Genomic DNA, 20,177 nt, shown 5'->3' with positions numbered 1-20,177 from the left:
CCCCACCCCACCCTCCAGGACGGCGATCCACGCGTCCTTGCGGTCCTGGAAGAAGGTGAACTCCCACTGGATGCGCAGGTTGGGGATGACCGCGCCGTTGTTGATCTGGGTGCCCAGGAACACGCCCCGGGGCAGCCAGGCGGGCGTGGGCGACACGTGGCCCCGCAGGTCCTGCGCTTCGCGCGACTGCGCGGCGGCGGAGGTGGAGGCCAGGGCAAGCGAGACGACCAGCAAGGCGCGAGCGAGGTGGAGCATGGGTCCCTATCCACCGTGGCAGCGCGCACTTGTCAACGAAGTGTTCCGTTGGCTATGACACGCAACGCCCTTCCTGCCGTCGCGGGAGGTCACCAGGAGCGGAACACCGAATGCCAGTCGTCACGGTCCGGGCCAGCAGCAAGCAGGGTCCGGCACAGCTCGACACGCTGGTCCGCAAGGTCACGCAGAAGACGTCGGGGCTCCTGGAGGAGAACGACCGGGTGCTGGTCGTCTACAGCGAGGGGCGCGCCAACCTCTATTACGAGGACGCGCCCCGCCCGCGCGCCGTGCCCCGGCCCGCCTGACGTTCCGGTTCCTCCCTCAGTCGTCAGGCCCCAGCCTGCGCGCGCGCCGGAAGAGCGCCGGTGGGTTCTGGTCCACGGCGGCGATGAGGCGGTGTCCCAGCAGCTCGTAGGTCTCCGTCTCGATGGGGCCTCTGCCCGGGGCCTCCAGCCCGTCGAAGTTGCCCACGCGGTAGCGCGCGGCGAAGACGAAGTGGAAGTCCGGCGGCGCGAAGAGGTGCTCCGGGTCCCCCGCCGGGTGGACGTCCATGGCCCAGCGCGGTTCGAACGACGGCGGGTGGATGCCTCGCTCCACGCGCTCCATGTGCTCGCGCGTGTAGAGCCCGGTCATCTCCTCCAGCGTCGCGCCGGACTCGAAGCGGACGTGCGGGTAGAGGCGGTAGCAGGGGTGCTGCGGATCCAACGCGTAGAGCCAGCCGCCGGGCGGGGTGAGCTCGCGGAACACGGTGAGCATCCGCTCCACCAGGTCGCGGTAGAGCTCCAGCCGGACGTCGTGCTCCAGGCGGAAGAAGTCCTCGCCCACGACGAAGCGCACGCTGCCCTGTTCCGGGGAAGGCCACGGATGGTCCAGCGCGTGGCGCTCCGCATCGCCCGACAAGGGCATCCAGGCTTCGGCTTCCGGTTTGAGCTTGAGCACGACGCCTCCCCCCACTTCGCGAAAGTCAGGGTATGCGCGCAACGCCGGAATCACGCAAGCACCTGCCGGGAGGGGTCTGTGCACAGCACCCGACGTCCACCGCGACGGGGGCCGGATGTGGAAAGCCGCTGGGGCCCCCCACACCCGGTGCCGCGCGGTGGACGCAGGGATTGCGCCGGGTGAATCAGGGCAGCTCCACCTCGTTGCCCAGGAACGTGTAGTCGAAGGTCCCCACGCGGGTGGCCTGGCCGTTCGAGACCTCCTCGAGCGTGCCGCGTACCACGGTGCCGTCGTAGTCGATGGTGAGCTGCTGGTTCTCGACGCGACCCAAGCCCAGACGGAAGTGCAGCCAGAGGTTCTCTCCCAGCTCCACGGGCACGGGGCACGCGAGGATCTGATCCGGGCGCACGTCGCTCAGCAGCTCGACCTCCACTTCGCCGCCGTCCGCACCGGGCAGGGTGACCTTCTCCCTGTAGCTGGCGGAGAGGGTGCACAGCAGCTTGTTCATCGAGATGATGGCTTCATCGTCGTTGTAGACGTTGAAGCCCACGTCCAGGTCTCCCTCGGCCACCTTCGCGCCGGTGTCGAGCTGGAGGTCCAGCTCGTACGCCCCCTGGTACTTGCGATTGATGTCGTCCTGTCCGCAGCCGGTGAGCGCCGTGGCGGCGAGCAGCAGGCTCGCGATGAAGGACTTCGAACCGGAGTTCTTGCGTGCGTAGGTCATGGGATTCCTCTCCAAGGTGGAGGTGTCTGTTCATGAAGGGCCTTCCCGCCCTTCCCTTTCCCTTGGTCCCCGCGGGCCGCTGGATTGATCAAACAATTCAGACGGCCAGACTTCAAAACGGCGCGGGCGAGGCGAACACCAGACGCTCGCCCGTGCGTGGATGCACGAAGGCCAGCGCGTCGGCATGGAGCATCAGCCGCGCGTCCTCTCGTCCAAAGCGCGCATCCCCGGCGATGGGCACTCCCAGCCCCAGGCGATGCGCGGCATGGATACGCAACGAGTGGGGCAAATGGGTCGTTGGAACGAATTCCACCCGGGTGCGGGCCGCCTCGCGACGGAGGACCTTCCACGCGCTCCGGGTCCGCTTGCCGTGGCGGGCGTCCACGCAGTCCTCCAATGACGCGTGGGCCGCCGGGCGCAGCGGCAGGTCGATGAGGCCGGAGTCTCCGTCCACGAGGCCGTCCACCCAGGCGACGTGACGGTGCTCCGCCTCGCGCTGGGAGAACTGGCGCTGGAGTGAGGCCCGCGTCACCGCGTCCCGGGCAATGACGAGGAGGCCGGAGGACTCGGGGTCCAGTTCGTGGAGGAAGCTGACGGAGGTCAGCTCTGGAAACCGGGGCTGGAGCCGGACGAGCACCGAGTCGCGCGTGGGCGCATGGCGTCCGGGGAGCGTGGGCAGGCTTTCGGGCTTGTCGACCACGAGGAGCCAGGGGTCCTCATGGAGGAGGCGTGGCCCGGGGGCGACTGGCTCGGCGGGAGGCAGCTCCACCGCCAATCCCTGCAACATGTACGGCAGCACCGTGCCGCATTTGTTGTCACACGCCGGGTAGTACGCGCCGGACTCCCGGCGGCCATCGAGCGGCGGCGCGCCCCACCAGAACTCCGCGAGAACGAGCGGGGTGAGCCTTTGACGAAAGGCATACGCCAGCAGCTTGGGCGCCGCGCAGTCACCCGCGCCACCGGGAGGAGGCCTGGGCGCGAACAGCGAGGCCAGTGTCTGGGTTTCGCCGCGCGCATTGGGAATGACATAGCCCTGGGTCACCTGCCGCCACAGGGCCCGTGAACGTTCGGCGCGCACGTGCTCCACGTCCGCCAGCCGTGCTTCCACGTCGCGCAGCGAAGGAGCGTGGCCCTGTGCGCGCAGCGCCTCGGCTTCCCGGCACAGCGCCGCGTGCTGGTGTTCCAGCGCGGCCAACTCCGCCTCTCCCGCGGGCCAGAAGGCGTCGCGGGCCACCGGGTCGAACAGGGGCGGCACGAAGCCCTCCACGTTCCACGCACCCCTCAGCATCCCGGAGAAGGCGCTCAGGAACCCCACCCGTCCGTCCGGCGCCGCGACCACCAGCACGCCGAACATCTTGCCGCCGCCGGGCCGCCACAAGGCTTCGCGGAACGAGGGCTCCTGCCGCAGCCGCTGCTGGAGCAACTCCGCCGCGCGGAGCCCCCAGGGGCCGGGAGGCGCTGGATGGAAGGGATTCGCCAGCCGCGTGGGCAGCGGGCCTTCGACGGACGTCAGGGTCCGGATGAGCTCCGCCTCGTCTGTTCGGGTCTGCATCCGGGCTCCATCTTCGCCTGAATCCTGCCGCCACGGGGGCCCTTGTGGGTGAAGCGGCTCCGGCTCCGAGGCAAGCTGGGGAGTCAGGGAACGGATGACGGGTGGCCGGCCCGGCGTTCACGTTCCAGAGCCTGGGAGGCCCGCATGACGGTCGACGTGGAGCGAGCGCTGGCGGAGGTGTTGCCGGCGGAGGCGGTCATCACGGATCCGGACGTGCTCGCGGCGCACCGGCATGACCAGGCGGAGTGGGCGCCCTCGGGCACGCCGAGGGTGCTGGTGCGGCCCGCGTCCACGTCCGAAGTGCAGGCCGTGCTCCGCGTGGCCACGGCGCTGCGCGTGCCGGTGGTGCCCCGGGGCGCGGGCTCGGGCCTGTCGGGCGGCGCGAACGCGAGCGACGGCTGCATCGTCCTGTCGCTCATGCGGATGAACCGCATCCTGGAGGTGGACCGGCGCGGCATGCTGGCCGTCGTCCAGCCCGGCGCGCTCAACGGCGCGGTGAAGGCCGCCGCCGCGGAGCAGGGCCTCTGGTACGCGCCGGATCCCGCGAGCTGGGAGTTCTCCTCCATCGGAGGCAACCTGGCCACCAACGCGGGAGGCCTGTGCTGCGTGAAGTACGGCGTGACGGGCGACGCGGTGCTGGGACTGGAGGCGGTGCTCGCGGATGGCACCGTGGTGCGCACCGGCGGGCGGACGGTGAAGAACGTGGCGGGCTACGATCTGACGCGCCTCTTCGTCGGCTCGGAGGGCACGCTGGGCGTCCTCACCGAGGCGACGCTGCGGCTGCGTCCCCGTCCACCGAAGGCGACGACGCTGGTGGCCGCGTTCCCGACGCTCGTGAGCGCGGGCACGGCGGTCTGCGACATCATGGAGCGTTCGCGCCCGTCCGTGCTGGAGCTGATGGACCGCACCACCGTGCGCGCAGTCGAGTCCTGGAAGCCCATGGGCCTGGACGTCACCGCAGAGGCCCTGCTCATCGCGCGCTCCGACGCCGGAGGCGTGCAGGGCGAAGAGGAGCTGGCATTGATGGTCGCGGCCTGCGAGCGGGCCGGGGCGACCTCCGTGATGAGCACCGCGGACGAGGCAGAGGGCGAGCTGCTCATGGGCGCCCGGCGCTTCGCCTTCCCGGCGCTGGAGCAGCGCGGTGCCACGCTGCTGGACGACGTGGGCGTGCCCGTCGTGCGCATCCCGGAGCTGCTCGCGGCGGTGGAGCGCATCGCGGAGGAGCACGGGGTGCTCATCGGGACGTTCGGGCACGCGGGCGACGGGAACATGCACCCCACCGTCGTCTTCGACCGGAAGGACCCGGAGGCGCAGGCCCGGGCGAAGGAAGCGTTCGACGACATCCTGCACGCGGCGCTGGCCCTGGGCGGCACCATCACGGGCGAGCACGGCGTGGGGTCCCTCAAGCGCGGCTTCCTGGGCGCGCAGCTGGGCCCACAGACGCTGCGCCTGCACCAGGCAATCAAGGGCGCGCTCGACCCGCTGGGCCTGCTCAACCCCGGCAAGGTGCTGTGATTCCGGTGGGTTGGCGCCAGGGCGGGGAAAAGTAAATCCGGTGTCGATCCCACCGGAGCACGTTCGTCGCGTGGATGAAGGCGACGTTCACCTCATCCTCATTCTTTCCGCCAGGAGACGCACCATGGGCACCAAGATCTTCGTCAACCTCCCCGTCGAGTCGCTGGACCGCGCGGTCGGCTTCTTCACGAAGCTGGGCTACACGTTCAACCCCCAGTTCACCGACGCCAACGCCACCTGCATGGTCATCAGCGAGGACATCTACGCGATGCTGCTGGTGAAGCCGTTCTTCAAGGGCTTCATCAAGAAGGAGATCGCGGACACGAAGACGTCCACCGCGGCCATCATCGCCCTGACGGCGGAGAGCCGCGCCGCCGTCGACGCGCTGCTGGAGAAGGCGCTGGCGGCGGGCGCGAAGGAGACCAAGGAGAAGATGGACCAGGGCTTCATGTACCAGCGCAGCTTCGAGGACCTGGACGGCCACCAGTGGGAGTCCTTCTGGATGGACCCCGCCGCCGTGCAGCCGCAGCCGTGATTCAGAGAGGGCGCTTCATGCCCTCGTGGCTCGCCACGAACCCCAGCCGCGCGTAGAAGCGCTGGGCTTCGTGGCGGCGCTTGTCGGTGGTGAGCTGGATCAGGGTGCAGCCCCGGGCCCGAGCGCGCTCCATCGCCTCATTCATCAGCGCTTCTCCAATGCGCTGCCCTCGCAGGTCCGAGCGCACGCGCACCTCCTCCACCAGTGCTCGCCGGATCCCGCCGCGGCCCAGGCCCGGGATGTACGTGAGTTGGAGCGTGGCGATGACCTGCCCGTCCTGCTCGCCTACGACGATCTCGTTGTTCGGGTCGGCGGTGATCTCCTTGAACGCGGCATCCACGGCGGGAGTGACCTCCTCTGCGTAGCCGGTGCGCGAGCGCGCGATGTCGTCATTCGCGAGCAGCGCGATGAGGGTGGGCAGGTCGGTGGCTCGGGCGTTGCGGAAGATGGTAGGGCGCATGTCCGAACATCCTAGAGGAGACCCGAGAGCTCCAGTTCCGGTAGACCGAGTTGGCGCGCACGAGCTTCGGGTTCTCCTGCTGGTAGCCCCCCCTCCCCGCCTCCCAGGCACTTGCTATCGTGCGCGCCCATGAATGAGCCCACGGCCGTTTCGGATCCACGCATCGGCTCGGTGTTGCAGGAGCGCTACCGCATCATCGAGCGGCTCGCCGCCGGGGGCATGGGCATGGTGTACCGGGGCGAGCGGCTGGAGGTGGGCAAGCCCGTCGCCATCAAGTTCCTCCACGCCTGGGCCGCCCGGGACGAGGACTTCCGCAAGCGCTTCCAGGTGGAGGCGCGCGCGATGAGCCGCCTCACCCATCCGTGCTGCGTGTCGGTCATCGACTTCGGCATGGATCAGGAATCGCCGTACATGGTGATGGACTTCGCCACGGGGGACACGCTGCGAGGGCTGCTGGGCGACGGGGCCCTGCCGCCGCCCCGGGCCCTGGGCGCCGTGCGGCAGGTGCTGGCGGGCCTGGCCCATGCGCATGCGCAGGGGATCATCCACCGGGACATCAAGCCCGAGAACATCATCGTCACCCACGCGGTGGGGCTCGGGGAGCAGGTGCGCATCCTCGACTTCGGGCTGGCCAAGCTCCGCGACGAGGTGACGGGCCTCACCTCGGGGATGATGCTCGGGACCCCGTCCTACATGGCCCCGGAGCAGATCCACGGCGAGCCGGTGGGCCCGCCCACGGATCTGTACGCCACCGGCGTGCTGCTCTACGAGCTCCTCACCGGGAAGAAGCCCTTCAACGCCTCCAGCAACGCGGAGCTGCTGCGCATGCAGCGAGAGGTGCCACCGCCCCGGTTGCGCGACACCGCCCCTGACGCTGGCTTCTCCGCGGAGCTCGAAGCGACGCTGGCGAAGGCGATGGAGAAGGCTCCGGAGAATCGCTTCCAGTCCGCCACGGAGTTCCTGGCCGCGCTCGAAGGGGCCTGGTCGGGACCGGCCGCGTCCCCCACGGCGCCCGTGGCCGGCAATGCACCGGGAGTGCCGCGCGCCTCCTCGCCCACGCCGTCGCGTCCAAGGGAGGAAGTGCTCGCGACCCGGAACGTCCGGGCACAGCCCCGCGCGACGCCGGTGGACCTTCAGGCTGAATCCCGCGCGCTGGAATCCCCGCAGGCGACCCCGACGGAGGCCGTGGCCAGGAAGGAGGAGTCCGAGGCCACGATCCAGTCTCGCCCCATCACGCCCCCTCCCGGCGGGAGCCGCTCGCGACGGGTGGTGGGAGGCGCGGCGGTGCTCTCCCTGGCCGTGGCGGGCCTTGGCTGGTGGGCGTTGGCGTCAAGGTCCGTGGACCCGGCGCCTGTGGCCTCTGCGCCACCGTCGCCCAGGGCCCCGGCGGTGGAGGAAGCACGGGCGGAGGCTCCCACGGGCGCCACGGACTGGCAGCCCGTCGTGGAGCCGCTCCCGGGCATCGACGAGGCCCACCGGTTGATCAAGGCACAGCGACGGGACGCGGCCCTGGCGGCGTTGAAGAAGCTGGCGGCGAAGTACCCGGCGAGCGCCTACGTCCGCTACCTGGAGGGGAACGTCAACTTCGACAACCTCCGCTGGGTGGATGGCGTGACGGCCTACCGGACGGCGCTGCGCAATGACGCCGCGTACCGCAACGCACCGGTCGTCATCCAGAACGCCATCCGCTGCCTCGTCAGTGACCGGTTCCACGGCACCTGCGAGGACTTCCTCCGCAAGGACCTGGGCGAGGCCGCGGTGCCCTCGCTGGAAGAGGCTGCCCGCGAGCACCCCATGGCCAGCGTCCGGACCCGGGCCGCGGCGCTGCTCCGCCAACGTGACCGGGGTTTCACGGACGGCTCACGCTGAGCCTCCTGGCGGATGGCCGGCCTGCCGGCTCCCTCCTCTTGAGGGTCCACGCGTGCTCGCACCTTCCAGCCAGGATGAGGCCCCATGTCGATGTCCCGCGGTCCATGAGGTTCACGACCTCACGGCCCCGAGGAACGATGCCGGCTCACGCGGCGAGCCACCGCCTCCCCCCACGTCCCACTCTGGCTTGGCCAGGCCATCCTCCAGCTCCAGCAGCAGCTTTTCCGTGGGGAAGTTCGAGCCAGGGAGGAAATGCCATGAGGAAGCTTGGATACGGTCTGCTCATCACCACGGGACTGCTCTTCGGACCCCTTGCCGGAGCCCAGGGCAACCGTCAGACACCGGCCCCGGAGCGGGAGACGAACACGCCCGCGCAGCAGCAATCCAGCTGCCCCTGCGGAATGATGGGCGGCGGGACGATGGGCCATGGCATGGGCGGAGCGGGAATGCACTGCCCCATGCGCGGAATGGCGGACGTGCAGGTAGAGGAGACGCGGACTGGGGCCATCCTGCGGCTCACCGCGAAGGACCCCAGCCAGGTCTCGGAGGTTCAACGCATGGCGGAAGGGATGCAGCGCTGCATGAGCGGAAGCGGCACCCCACAGCAGGGCCAGCCTTCCTCGCCCGGTCAGCAGCAGCGCTGACTAGAGGGAGAACCTCACGCCCACCCGCTCATGCAGCAGATGGACGTTCGTGCCGAGCACCCGCACGTAGGTATAGGCAGCCTGCACGTTGAGCGAGAACCATCGGTTGGGGTGCCACTCCACCCCGGCCCAGACCTCCGGGAAGGCGCCCAGGCGCGACTCGAAGTTGGGATCATCGGAATCGCCGTCGTCATCATCGAAGTCGAGCGATTGCACGGTGGTGACGAGAGGGAGCCCCAGAAACTCCCTGCCCGCCCCCGCGGCTCCGAGCTTCAGCCCGCCACCGAGGTACGGAACCCATCGCTGGTCGGCATCGCTGCGCCAGCGGTAGAGCAGCCCCGGGGTGACGCCCAGCTCGGAGAAGGTGGAATCCCCGGAGCCGCCGACGCCAACCTCCAGCGGCAGGCGGAACGCCCACCTTGAACCGAGATCCACCTGGAGCGCGGCCTGGAGGCTGATGCCTACCGCGACTCGGCCGCCCGAGAACGCCTGGACGGGCCCCAGTGAGAGGGGCTCCAGGTTGACTCCCGCACCGAAATAACCCGAGCGCGGCACGTCACCTGCGGTTGCTGTGGATGCGAGGACAACGACGAGAAGAGGGATGGGCGTCATTTCACCCACTGTAGCTGCATGCGCCCCCCCAACAGGGCCCCATCCCGCTCATGCGCTAGAAGCTCGTGAAATCAATCTGCAGGATGGGTGTGTCCGCTTCGATGTCGCGCCGGAACCGCCCCCACCGGTCGAGCGTGCTCTCGTCGAGCACGGCCGGGTCGCGATACTGGTGGAACAGCGCGTAATTCATCGAGCGCTGGAGCGCGAGCAGGTCCGGCACGGCCGCGAGCCACTCGCGATCCATCCGCCGGAGCTCCCGATACCCTTCGAGGAACGGTCCCAGGAACGTAGCGACCGCTTCGTCGCGCGCCTCTCGAACCTCGCCTCGCGCGATGTAGAAGAGGAGTACCGCGATGTCCTTGACGAACCACGCGTACTCGCAGTTGTCGAAGTCGAACGCGGTGATCTTCCCTTCGGCGAAGCAGAAGTTGTGCATATGGAGATCCGCGTGGATCAGCCCGTAGCTCTCCGGTGTTCGCGGTAGCTGGTTCAATCGCGCGATGATCGCCGCGGTGCGCTCGCGAACGAGCTTCTCCTCGGGAGGCGCGAACCGGTCGATGTCGACCACGTCGTACTCATGCCATTCCTGGCGCTTGAGCCTGGGGCTCGAAGGCGCGTAGGTCTGGGCGCGGTTGTGGAGCCGCGCGAACAGCCGGCCCAGGTCGCGGAACAGGGGGGGCTTCCAGTAGCGCTCCTTGAGCGGAGGCGCGTCGTCGAAGACGATGCCCGGCGCGCGCTCGAACGCGGTGGCGACGAAGTAGCTGCCGGGCTCGCGGTCTTCGATCCGCTCCACGAACTGCCCCGAATCGGAGAGGACCGGCGAGGCGATGGGAATGCGCGCGGCGGCCAGATAGCGAACGAACTCGACCTCACCCAGCGTGTAGTCGATCGTTCGCCGCGTACTGTGCGAGATGCGCAAGATCAGGCCCTCGCCGTCGTCGTTCTCCGCCTCGTAGACGAAGTTCTCGAAGGCCGTGAGCTCAGTGAGCTGCTCGGGCGACAGGCCATACCGGCGCGCAGCCTCATCGCGAATCGGTTCGTGGAAGCGGCGGACGAGCTCTGGATGCATCGAATCCTCTAGTCCTTCAACGTGAGGCTGCTCTCACCGTAGCCCAGCACGGTCGAGGCAGAGTCGCTGGTGACCGAGACGCCCAGGCCGCGCGCGAGGGTCTCCGCCAACGGGGGGCCATTGCGCGGCCGAGTGAACACAGCCAGGTCCGTGCCGGTCAGGGGGTGATCCGGACGCCGGAGCCGCTGGTTCAGCATCGCTTGCTCGCGCTCGACGACGCGCAGGCACCGGCGCTCGAGGGCGAACGCGCTGGCAGCGACGCCAGCGAGCTCACCACAGAGGGGCTCCGCCACGACCTTGTCTCCCGGCAGCCCATGCGCGAAGAGCTCGGCCAGTCGCCGCTGGCTCGCGGCCTGCTCGGCGGGATCCAGCTTCGCCAGCTCGTCCAGCGAGGTGCCCTGTGGCGTGCCAGGGAACGCCTCGCCGATGCGCGCGAACAACCAGCGGCTGAGGTTGATCTCGCGCTGGTATGTCTCGGCGAGTGGGAAGTCGTCCCGGAGCAACGGGTAATGCGCGACGTCGATGGGCGCCTCCACGCACTCTTGCAGCGCGGTGCGCGGGAGGTGTCCGGCGAACGCCGCCCGGAGCCGCTCGTGGAGCAGCCCCTGGGTCGCGCCGAGGAAGCGGACCACCGATTCGACGCGCTGCCCGAGCAGGCCGTAATCGATCGCGGCGTCGAGATCGCCGAGGCGCGCTGCGATGTCGGGCTGGGCCTCGATGGGTGCCGGGGCCAAGCCGGTCAACACCTGCAGATACTCGTTGATCAGCGCTGGCGGCCCGGCGCACACGCCGTGCGGACCATGGAAGACCGCGTGACGCTCGGCATGGTCCACGATCGTTTGCGCGGTGACGGGCTGCTCGGGGGTGTCGCGCACCAGGTCGTTGGTGACCAGGCGAACTCCGTCGATCAGCCGGAACATGGCCGCGAGCCCGCTGTCGAGCTCTCCGTTCGGCACCGGATGGGTGCCCCGCACCAGCACGTACCCGACTGACGCGAGCGTGCAGACAACCATCATGTGGAGCTCGCCCGCGGTGAGCACGCCCGGGGTCCGGGGCGGCATGCGCGCGAGGAAGGCCTTGCGGAACTGCTCGGTCAGCGAGAGCAGGTCCGGCCACTGACGCGCCATGGCCTTCATGGCGGTCACGTTCATCGGGAGTTCGCCCTGGTACCGGCTCCCCGCGTAGTGGCACTGCTTGCGCACGGTCGGGAGATCGAGGAACAAGGTGCGCGGTGCGACGTTGTTCTCGCCCACCTGCCGGCCGTCACCGTCGAGCGCCGGATGCGCCACGCGGTAGACCGGCACGACCACCTCGAGGTTCGAGAGCTCGAAAGCCCGTCCGAACGCCTGTTCGGTCAGGAAGGGGCAACGATTGTCGCGGGCGCTGAACGTGAGCGGCTCACGCCCGGCGGGCACCTCACCCAACCGCTCAGGGTAGGACACCGCGGTGCGGCCCGTGGGCGCATCCGAGACCCGCCTCAACACCCGCTGTTCAATCAATGCTTCGAGCAGGTCCCGGATCTTCTCCCAGGAATGGGGCGCGCCGTCCGACCACGCCATGGCGTCGGAGGCTTGAAATTGCTCGACCTGGAGCAGCTTCTCGCCCAGGGGCGCGATGTCCGGCTCGTCGAAGATGAGCTCCACCTCGCCATAGAAGAGGTGCAGGACCTGCTGGCCATTCCCTGCGTCGAGCCGGTCGTGCGTGAGCCGCTTTCGATTGGGAATGTAGAGCATCTCATCCGCTTGCAGCTGTGCCATGGCTTCTCACTCCCGCTCCAATGTGACGTCGCGCGACCAGGTGCCGCCGAGCGAGCGATAGACCTCGACGCGATGGTTGAGCAACAGCCGTTGCGCTTGCAGACTTGCGCGCTCGAGCCCGACCAGATTCGTCAGGGCGGTGAGCACCGTCAGATAGTCCGATTGCCCCTGCTCGAAGATCCGCCTCGCCTCGTCCAGGAGCTGCCGCCCGAGCTGGACCTGCGCACGCAGGCTGCGCAGGCTCGTCGCCTCGTTCTCCTCCTGGACCACGGCATCCTGCACCCGTCCGATCGCGGTGTTCAGCGCGAGCTGGTATTGGACGTGGCGACGCTGGAGCTGGATCGGCAGTCGCATGTACTCGGTGACTCGCCTTCCATCGAACAGGGCCCAGGTCAGGTTCACCCCGGCGACGGAATCGCCCAGGACCGGCTCCTTGAGGCCGTACTTCGAAACGCCCACGTTGCCCACCAGTTGGATCGTCGGAAGCCAGCTCGCCAGGTTCGCGTTGATGCGGTGCTCGACCTCGGCGACGCGCAGCTCCGCGAGCCGCATCTCGGGCGTGTTCCCGTTCAGGTCGCCCGGCGTTCCGAGTTCCGGTGGGGGCGGGAGATCGGGAAGCTGTCGATCGAGTGGAACGACGTCGTCGGCGGGGCTGGGTACCCGGCCCAGCAGCGCCTTCAGCTCCGAATTCAAGAGCGCGTTCCGGGTGGCGATCAGCGGCACCTGCGATTCGAGGTTCAATAGCAGCTGCTCCTGCTGCAGCACCACGAGCCGGGGCGTGAGGTGCTGGTCGAACCGCACTCGAATCAGCCGGAGCAGCTCCTTGTTGTAGTCGATCTGCCGCAGCGTGAGGTCCCGGAGCGCGCGAGCCTCGAGGATGTCGAACCAGATCTGGGTGATCCGCACCGCGAGGTCCTGGACGCGGGCCTCGGTGAGCTGCCGCTGCTGCTCGGCGAAGTTCAATCCCGCGCGCCGCTGTGCATCGAGGGCTCCAAACAGGTCGACCTGGTAGGCCACGCCGACACCGACGGTGGCGACGCTGTACTCGGTCCGGGTTGGCGGCGCGGGCGGAACGTTGGCGACGACATGACTCAGCCCCGCCGGGTTCAGGATGCCGACCTGGAGCGGGTACCACCAACCTTGCGGCACGGCGGGGTCGAGCTGGTTCTCGTAGATCAGCTCCCGCGCGTCGCGCAGGGCCAGGTTGTCGCCGAAGCACTCCTGGATGGCCGTGTCGAGAGCCGGATCGGCGAACGCCGTCCACCAAACCGCGTCCTGGGTGACGGGCTCGGCTGGCTGCGCGGGCACGCCCTCCTTCGGCGGCTGCGGGCTTGGGACCCCGCCCTCGGGTGCGCTGGACGGTTGGGGCGGCTCGGGGCGCAGCTCGACGGCGGTCGAGTAGCTGCTCGGCGCCAGAGGCGGTTCGACGACGACGGGACGGATCAGCTCGCAACCGGAGCAGAGCGTCGCGAGGAGGGCGAGCGTGAATCGAAGTCTCATGGGTGGCTGACGACCACGAGGGCCTTCGCGTGGTTGAGGACGCAGCGCTGCGCGACCCGCATGGTCTCGGGATCGAGGGAGGCGAAGCTCTCGTCGAGGATGACCAGCTCGACCCCCTGCAGCAGCGTGCGCGCGATGTAGAGCCGGCTCTTCTCGCCGTGCGAGAGTTGCCAGCCGGTTTCGCCGATCATCTCCTCGAGGCCGGCGGGCATCTTGGCGATCAGCTCGTCCAACCCGAGCTCCTTGCACAGCGCGGCGGCCTTGGTCCGCAGCTCGGGCGAGGTCGGCCACTCGCGCCCGAGCAGGAGATTGTACGCGAAGCTGCCGGACAGGACGTGGTTCTCGTGGAACTGCGGCGCGGCGGTGATGCGCTTGCGCCAGCCCGAGGAGCCGAACGTCGCGCGGTCCAACGCGTGCAGCAGCATCACACCGCCCTGCGGCGTCCTCAGGCCCGTCAACAGCGACACCAGCGTCGACTTGCCACCGCCCGATGGGCCCTCCAGCAGGATGCGGTCGCCCTGCGCGATCTGGAACGAGCAGTTCTCGAGCACCGGCCGGGTGCGCGCGTCGTGCCGGAAGGTCACGCCCCGTGCCTGGATGAGGGTCCCGCCGGCGGCGTCGGTGGGCTTGCCTCCCTCCATTTCGAGAGGGACTTTCGATTCGAGCTCGGGGCGGCCCACCGCGAGCAACAAGTCGCGGATCTGCTCGAACGACACCGCCGCCTGGGAGACCTGCTGGAAGTAGACGGCGACCTCGTCGAAGGCTCGCAGCGCGAGCAAGATGCCGCCCACGGACACCGCCAGCGCGCTGGCATTGGCCGTACCGCTGCTGAACGCCGGCAGCAAGGTCAGCAGGCCGAGCACCAACCAGCCGTCGCGCAGGAGCGCGGTCAGCTGCATGGTCCGGCGATCCATGACCTTCGAGATCTCGGAGTAGGCGCTCAAGCGGACGTCTTCGCCATCATGCCAGCGCTCGAGTGGAAGCTGCGCCAGCCGCGTTCGATGGCCGAGCATGCGCTCGAGCAGGTCGTGGGTGATCTCGACGCGCGCGCCCGACCACGCCCGCTGGACGCCGTAGTGGCGGCGCGCGAGGACGAACGCGACCACGACCCACAGGACGAGCACCATCGCCTGGGGCCACCCTCCCGCCCCGAGCACGAGGATGACGCCCGCCAGGACCAGGTCGACGAGCGACAACACCGCGAGCAGGGCGCCGCCGACCGCAAGCTGCTCGACGACCTCGGCCTCGGCGACGCGGCCGAAATGGCGGCCGATGCCGTCGAGCCGCACCTCATCGGGGGTCAGCTTGAGGGTTCCCGCAAGGAGCTGCTGCTTCAACAGCGTTCCGAGCCGGATCGAGAACACGCCCTGCCACCACACCTCGAGCATGCGCAGCGGAATCGCGCACGCGATCACGGCGATCCACCCCAGGAACCAGCCGGTCTCGAGGTGGGCCTGGAGCGCGGCGCGACCGAGCAACCAGAACGAGCCCGCCAGCACCAGCGAGAGGAGCGTGTGGCTCACGAGGATGCCGGCGGCGAGCGACGGAATGTCGCCGAGCAGCGTCCGCCGGCTCGCGGTGCGCCTGGGGCGCATGATCCAGCCGGTGCGCAGCTGCGCCTGGCCGAGCCGCTGCAGCAGCATCTGGGAGCGGGCGTGCTCGCGCGCACGGGGCGACATCTCCACGCCGCCGAGCAGCTGGTCCACCTCCGCGGCGGTGGCTTCCTGCTCTTCGCGCAGGAGCGCGAGCGCGCTCTTCGTCTGGACCGAAACCACCGTGGCGTCGCGCGCGAGCAGGCGCAGCTTCCCGCGCCGCGTCCCCAGCAGCACCAGATAGGACGGGACGCCGTCTCGCCGGACCTGGAGGATGCAGGGCGCGGCGCGTTCGAGGACGTCGGGCAGCTCGTGGTAGAGCGGCGTGATCGGCTCGAGCTCCACGCCGAGCCGATCTCCGAGCGCGAACATCCAGACCCGGCTCGGCTCGACGGCCGCCGCGGGCGGAGCGATCTCGCCCGCGGCCCTGCCATAGCCTTGCCTCTGCGCCAGCTGCTCCAGCGCGTCGGGCAGCCGCTCGACCGGCCACAACAGGTCGGAGTGCGAGCGCGTCATCCCGCCAGCTCCAACTCGTTTGCGACGGGCTCCGCGACCGGCGTCTCCACCGGCTTCGGCGCCGGCCTCTCCACCAGCTGGCCGTCCGAAAGCCACCAATGGCGCCAGCTCCCACCGCCCCAGAGCAGCGTGCGATTCTCCTGGTCGGCGCGAAGGAGCACGGCGTACCGCGACTCCTTGTTGGCGAGCAGCTCCTTCGGCGGCCCGTTCTCGAGGATCCGGCCGTTCTCGATCACGAGCACGCGATCGAACTCCTGGGTGTGCTCGACGTCGTGGGTGACACAGAGCAGCGTGATGTCTGCCCAGAGCCGCCGGGACTCGGCGAGGAGCCGCGCGCGCCGGTCGCGATCGAGACCGCGAAAGGGCTCGTCGAGGATGGCCAGGCGAACGCCGGAGCGAAGCATCGCGCGCGCCAGGCGCACGCGCTGACCCTGGCCGCCCGAGACCAGCCCTCCGCCTTCGCCCAACGACGTCTGCAGCCCATCTGGAAGCGCCTCGAGGATGTCGAGCATCTCGGCGCCCTTGAGCGCCCCCGACAGTGACCAGCCGTGCGCGCCGTCGTTGCCATACCGGAGGTTGTCGATGAGGCTCTGGTTCCAGAGACTGATCGCCGGATCCACCCAGGCCGTGGTGCGCCGCAGCCGCTCGACAGCGGCCTGATCGAGCACCTGCCCGTCGACCTTGATCTCGCCGCGCGCCGGCCGGAGCCAGCCGAGCAAGAGGCCGACCAGCGTCGACTTGCCTGCTCCGGAGACACCGACCACGGCCACGTGCTCGCCCGGGGCGATGTTCAAGGACACCTTGTCGAGGATGGTGTGACCGCCGCCTTTCACGCGGACCTTCTCCATCACGATCGAAACGCCGCTCGCGGCGCCCGCGGGCGCGACAGGCTCCTGCACTGGCGCCTCGGGCCGGGCCGGCGGATCCTTGATGTCGCCGATGACGTCGAGGAGCCGGCGAACCCGGTTCATCGCATTCGGGAACGCGCGGCTCAGCATCATCAGCCGCTGGCCGAGGATGGGGAACCGCAGCGCCCAATAGACAACCAACAACACCAGCGAAGCCCGATCGGTGCCCTCGAGGTACGAATAGACGAGCAGCATGACGAGGCCGTAGCTCCCCAGCATCAGCCCGCCTTCGAACCCGACCGACAGCGTCTGGAGCCAATAGCGCGCCTTGCTCCAGCTGACGAGCAAGGTCTCCTGCGCGCGGCGCAGCGACCGCTCGGCGCCGTGGATCCGGATCGGCGTGAGCCCGACGAGCGCGTTCAGGGTGAATCCGCTGAGCGCGCCTGAGTGCATCTGCACGCGCAGGTCGGGCTCGAAGAGCAGCTTCTGCGCGACCAGGGGCACGAGCAGCGTGACCGCCGCGAGCGCGAGCACGATGTGCCATGCGTGCGGTGCGGCCCAGATGAGCGCGGCAGTGATGCTCGCGACCTCGAGCGACAGGATCAAGGCCTGCGAGAGCAGGAGCGGCAGCGAGCGCATCGCCTGGATGTTGTGCGTGCGAGACGCCATGTCGGAGGCGAGCCGGCTCTGGAAATAGCGGTCCTCCATCTCAGGGAGCTTCTCGAAATACGCCTTCCGCAGCCGCACCTCGAGCCGGCGGCCGATGCCGAGCAATCCCAATGAAATGGGGATCTGGATGAGCATGAAGCAGAGCGCGACGCCCGCGAGAACGGCCATGCCCGTCGCACGCTGCGCGAACGTGCCGAGGTCGCGCCCCAGGTCGAGCACGCCACGGAGCATCAGCGCTTGCAGGATCCGCCCGAAGGTGGCGAACACCAGTCCCACCGCGATCAGGCCCGGGACGACCCACGAATCTTCGCCTCGCAGGCGGAGCAGCGTTCGCGCCGGGCTCACCTGCCTGGCGACGAGCTCCGTCGCCAGGTCGCCCGCGAGCACGGCTCTCGGCGCGTCTTCGCCTGCGCGCGAAGCCTCGCGCCAACCGCGAACCCGCATCAGCACCGCGCCGGTCATCGACAGCTCGCCCTCCACCTCGGGGTTGGGGCGAACGGACCAATAGGCAGCGGGAATGGGCACTTCGCCGGAAGCGTCCTTCGCCATCATGGATTGCAGCAGACCCGCCGCCGTCCGGCCTCGCCGGACGGCGCCCGCGCGGATCATCGCTTCGGACGCCCGGCACGCGGCGTCGAGCCTGGCGATCGACAGATGCCCGGGGTCCTCGAGCGCCCGGGCCACCAGCGACCGTGCCTGCGTCGCCCCCAGGTCCAGCAGGCGGCGCTCGAACGTCGCGACCGCCTCCTCGGACCCGGCCCATTCGCGCCAGCCGGTCGCCGGAACGGACGTGGTGTGCTGGTACAGGTGGCTCAGCAGCGTCGAAATCCGGGTCCAGTGACGGCCCGCCGCCGGGTCCATGACCTGGATGAACGGGCCGACGCGATTCCACAGCACCACGAAGTGCGGCCGTCCTCCCGCGCTGAGCGTGACGATGATGGCGGGAAGCGCCTTGGCTTCGGGGACCACCACGTGATCGAGCGGAAGCATCACCTGCTCGGAGTCGAGCCCGAGCTGGTTCGCGACTTCATCCAAGGTGACGATCGAGGTGCCATCGACGTCCGTCTGACACACTTCGCGAAGGACGCGATAGTTGAGCTCGGCGCCCATCCCCGCGAACAGGCTCTTGAGTGAAGCGGGGCCGCAATCCGTCGCCGAGATCTGGATGACCTCGGGAATGATCGAGCGTCGGCGCCTGGGAGGAGTCATGGTCAGCGGGCCTCGGCTTCGGGCCGAAACACGGGCGCGGGCTGGTCTTCAGGCTGCGGATTCCATTCGCCGACCGCCCGCATCAGCAGCGCGACAGGCGACGCCCGCGCGACCTCGACCTCCACCGACAGGGTCATGCCGTGGCGCAGCTGGATGCGCGGATCATCCGGCGGTGCGAACTTGAGCTCGACGCGCACCGTACCGGGGATGGCCTCGGGCGTGGCGGTCTGGCCGGGCTCGGTCCCGACGGCCGTCACCCTGGCAGGGACCGTCCCGTAGATGGTCATCGGGTAGCCGTCGAGCTTGAGGCGCGCCGTTTGACCGGGCTGGATCAATCCGACGACCTCCTTCGGGAAACGGGCGCGCACCCGCACCTCGGCATCGCTCGCGACGATGGTGCCGACCCGCTGCCCGTCAGCGATGAACGCTCCCGCGCCGAGCTCCGCCACGTCGACCAGGTGGCCCGTGGCCGGCGCCCGATACAGCTTCCGTTCGATCTGGTACTCAAGGCGCTCGATGGTGCCCTGGAGCTCCCGGATCCGCCCCTCGGCGCCCAGCTCCTCGCGCTGGAGTTCCAGCAACTGCGCGGCGAGGGCTTGACGGCGCACGTTCTGCTCGTGCCGCAGTCGGGTGAGCGCCAGGCCCTGCGCCGTCTGCGCGAAGCGGAGCGCGTCGACATCGGTCGTGCGCTCGAGCTTCTCCATCTCCGAGACCGAGCCCGCCGGGCTCTTGAGGGCCAGCTGCTCGCGTTCCACCGCGAGCCGGTGCCTGGGCGCGAGTTCCTGCTCCCTCCCCAGCGCCTCCTTGAGTGCGACCTCGTCCACCCGTGCCGTCAAAGCCGCCTCTTGGTGCTTGTTGGTGATCTGCTGGCGGATGATGGCGATCTCCTTCTCGGTCGCGGCGAGCGTCGCCTTGCTCCGCTCGAGCTCGAGGCGCTCGGCCCGTGCGTCGAACTCGATGAGGAGATCGCCTTCCTTGACCTCCTGGTCGAGTTTGAGCAGCGAGAGCACGACCCTGCCCGCGCTGGGCGGCTCGATGCGATGGACGGCGTTGTGTGGCTCGATCCGGGCCTGTGAGCTGGCCTTGACGAGCGGGACCTTGGCGAACAGCGACCAGGCGATGAGCCCGCCGGCGCACAACACCATCAGAGCGACGAACACGAGGCGCGTGTCCGACTCGTAGTTCAGGGAACGAAGGGTCCGCTCGAAGGGATATGCCATGGTCCGCGAACCAAAGTCGCCTTAATGGTCGCACCGTGTCAACACCTCGGCCCCTGCTTTGTGATTCACGCTCCCCTTGCCTGAATACGGGCACCTCATGCGACGCGGGAGTCCGTCCGCATCGCCGCAATGCGTTGCATATTAATCCCTGGTTCGATTTGACATCCAGCTTCGAGCACACGTAGCGTTCAATTCGAAAGGAGGCACGACATGAAGATCAAGATCCACGTTCGCGGCGGCCCGAAGGCTCGCTAGTAGTACGGTGTTTTGACGCCAGCTGTCGCAGGCTGGTCGCTCCTCGCTTCCGATTACCAGAGGGGGGTTGATGGGTTTTTCCATCAGCCCCTCTTCTCATTTCTGGCAACGTCTTGTCCTTGCAGGTGCTCGTACCTGCCAGGTTGTTCCAGAACCTCTCAAGCGCTTGAACCGCATTGATGAGTGAATCGGCCTGCTTGGAATGCCTTGGCACCAGCCTCCCGACCTGCTGAGTCAGCCACCTTCGGCCAGTCATCACAGCTTCAATGTTTCAATGGCAGCAGCTCGCCTCCATCCAGGGGCTGCACGTCACCTTCACCGACGCCAACAAGGACGGCCTCGCCGACGCGCTGCTCTGTGACGCCCAGCTCCGAGAAGGTGGAATACCCGGAGCCGCCGACCCCGACCTCCAGCGGCAAGCGGAACGCCCACCTTGA

Annotated in this window: 17 protein-coding genes and 1 pseudogene; 5 read left to right on the top strand and 13 right to left on the bottom strand. The window is 69.0% G+C overall.

Annotation, left to right across the window (positions count from 1 at the left end):
- Positions 1-255, bottom strand: a pseudogene (locus tag D7W82_RS19370) (hypothetical protein); the annotation flags it as partial.
- A gap of 110 nt (positions 256-365) precedes the next feature.
- Here D7W82_RS19370 and D7W82_RS19365 point away from each other — a divergent pair.
- Positions 366-560, top strand: a complete 195-nt coding sequence (locus tag D7W82_RS19365) for a hypothetical protein (RefSeq protein WP_120619763.1) — start codon at positions 366-368, stop codon at positions 558-560.
- Between the two features lie 16 nt (positions 561-576).
- Here the strand turns inward: D7W82_RS19365 and D7W82_RS19360 are convergent, their stop codons facing one another.
- The 3 genes from D7W82_RS19360 to D7W82_RS19350 form a co-directional block, all read right to left on the bottom strand.
- On the bottom strand, positions 577-1,194 hold the full coding sequence (locus D7W82_RS19360) for a DUF2716 domain-containing protein (protein ID WP_128796816.1): 618 nt from the start codon (positions 1,192-1,194) through the stop codon (positions 577-579).
- Positions 1,195-1,378: 184 nt separating this feature from the next.
- Positions 1,379-1,918: a hypothetical protein gene (locus tag D7W82_RS19355; protein WP_120619761.1), complete on the bottom strand. Its 540-nt coding sequence runs from the start codon at positions 1,916-1,918 to the stop codon at positions 1,379-1,381.
- A 112-nt stretch (positions 1,919-2,030) separates the two neighbouring features.
- The gene (locus D7W82_RS19350; RefSeq protein ID WP_120619760.1) at positions 2,031-3,470 is read right to left on the bottom strand and encodes an RluA family pseudouridine synthase; all 1,440 of its coding nucleotides are present in this window, start codon (positions 3,468-3,470) and stop codon (positions 2,031-2,033) included.
- Between the two features lie 144 nt (positions 3,471-3,614).
- Here D7W82_RS19350 and D7W82_RS19345 point away from each other — a divergent pair, with 144 nt between their 5' ends.
- Positions 3,615-4,985: an FAD-binding oxidoreductase gene (locus D7W82_RS19345; protein ID WP_120619759.1), complete on the top strand. Its 1,371-nt coding sequence runs from the start codon at positions 3,615-3,617 to the stop codon at positions 4,983-4,985.
- A gap of 124 nt (positions 4,986-5,109) precedes the next feature.
- Positions 5,110-5,520, top strand: coding sequence for a VOC family protein (locus D7W82_RS19340; protein ID WP_120619758.1), 411 nt, complete (start codon positions 5,110-5,112; stop codon positions 5,518-5,520).
- A 1-nt stretch (position 5,521) separates the two neighbouring features.
- Here the strand turns inward: D7W82_RS19340 and D7W82_RS19335 are convergent, their stop codons facing one another.
- A complete protein-coding gene (locus D7W82_RS19335) occupies positions 5,522-5,980 on the bottom strand; it encodes a GNAT family N-acetyltransferase (RefSeq protein ID WP_120619757.1) in 459 nt (152 codons plus the stop codon).
- A gap of 129 nt (positions 5,981-6,109) precedes the next feature.
- On the opposite strand from D7W82_RS19335, the gene D7W82_RS40995 reads away from it, so the two are divergent.
- Together D7W82_RS40995 and D7W82_RS19325 are read left to right on the top strand one after the other, a co-directional pair.
- Positions 6,110-7,849: a serine/threonine-protein kinase gene (locus tag D7W82_RS40995; RefSeq protein ID WP_120619756.1), complete on the top strand. Its 1,740-nt coding sequence runs from the start codon at positions 6,110-6,112 to the stop codon at positions 7,847-7,849.
- A gap of 257 nt (positions 7,850-8,106) precedes the next feature.
- A complete protein-coding gene (locus D7W82_RS19325; protein WP_120619755.1) occupies positions 8,107-8,493 on the top strand; it encodes a hypothetical protein in 387 nt (128 codons plus the stop codon).
- Here the strand turns inward: D7W82_RS19325 and D7W82_RS19320 are convergent, their stop codons facing one another.
- The 8 genes from D7W82_RS19320 to D7W82_RS40545 form a co-directional block, all read right to left on the bottom strand.
- Complete coding sequence (locus tag D7W82_RS19320; RefSeq protein ID WP_147439392.1) at positions 8,494-9,048, bottom strand: hypothetical protein; 555 nt, start codon at positions 9,046-9,048, stop codon at positions 8,494-8,496.
- 112 nt (positions 9,049-9,160) lie between these two features.
- Positions 9,161-10,174, bottom strand: coding sequence for a phosphotransferase enzyme family protein (locus D7W82_RS19315; protein WP_120619753.1), 1,014 nt, complete (start codon positions 10,172-10,174; stop codon positions 9,161-9,163).
- 8 nt (positions 10,175-10,182) lie between these two features.
- Positions 10,183-11,931: a hypothetical protein gene (locus tag D7W82_RS19310; protein ID WP_120619752.1), complete on the bottom strand. Its 1,749-nt coding sequence runs from the start codon at positions 11,929-11,931 to the stop codon at positions 10,183-10,185.
- Positions 11,932-11,937: 6 nt separating this feature from the next.
- Complete coding sequence (locus D7W82_RS19305) at positions 11,938-13,431, bottom strand: TolC family protein (protein ID WP_120619751.1); 1,494 nt, start codon at positions 13,429-13,431, stop codon at positions 11,938-11,940.
- Positions 13,428-15,539 (bottom strand): ABC transporter ATP-binding protein, encoded by a 2,112-nt coding sequence (locus tag D7W82_RS19300; RefSeq protein ID WP_120619750.1) that lies wholly within the window; start codon positions 15,537-15,539, stop codon positions 13,428-13,430. The genes D7W82_RS19305 and D7W82_RS19300 overlap by 4 nt, the downstream gene beginning before the upstream one ends.
- A complete protein-coding gene (locus D7W82_RS19295; protein ID WP_120619749.1) occupies positions 15,536-18,265 on the bottom strand; it encodes an ATP-binding cassette domain-containing protein in 2,730 nt (909 codons plus the stop codon). Before D7W82_RS19295 ends, D7W82_RS19300 begins: the two co-directional genes overlap by 4 nt.
- 2 nt (positions 18,266-18,267) lie before the next feature.
- Positions 18,268-19,485 carry an HlyD family secretion protein gene (locus D7W82_RS19290; protein ID WP_120619748.1) on the bottom strand — a complete coding sequence of 406 codons (1,218 nt, stop codon included), beginning with the start codon at positions 19,483-19,485 and terminating at the stop codon, positions 18,268-18,270.
- Between the two features lie 518 nt (positions 19,486-20,003).
- Positions 20,004-20,159, bottom strand: coding sequence for a hypothetical protein (locus D7W82_RS40545; protein WP_158617692.1), 156 nt, complete (start codon positions 20,157-20,159; stop codon positions 20,004-20,006).
- Between the last annotated feature and the right edge of the window lie 18 nt (positions 20,160-20,177).

It is taken from the genome of Corallococcus sp. CA049B, assembly GCF_003611685.1.
GTDB classification, from domain to species: Bacteria; Myxococcota; Myxococcia; order Myxococcales; family Myxococcaceae; genus Corallococcus; species Corallococcus coralloides.
The sequence above is the reverse complement of the archived record's forward strand: the minus strand, read 5'-3'. Positions and strand labels throughout refer to the sequence as shown.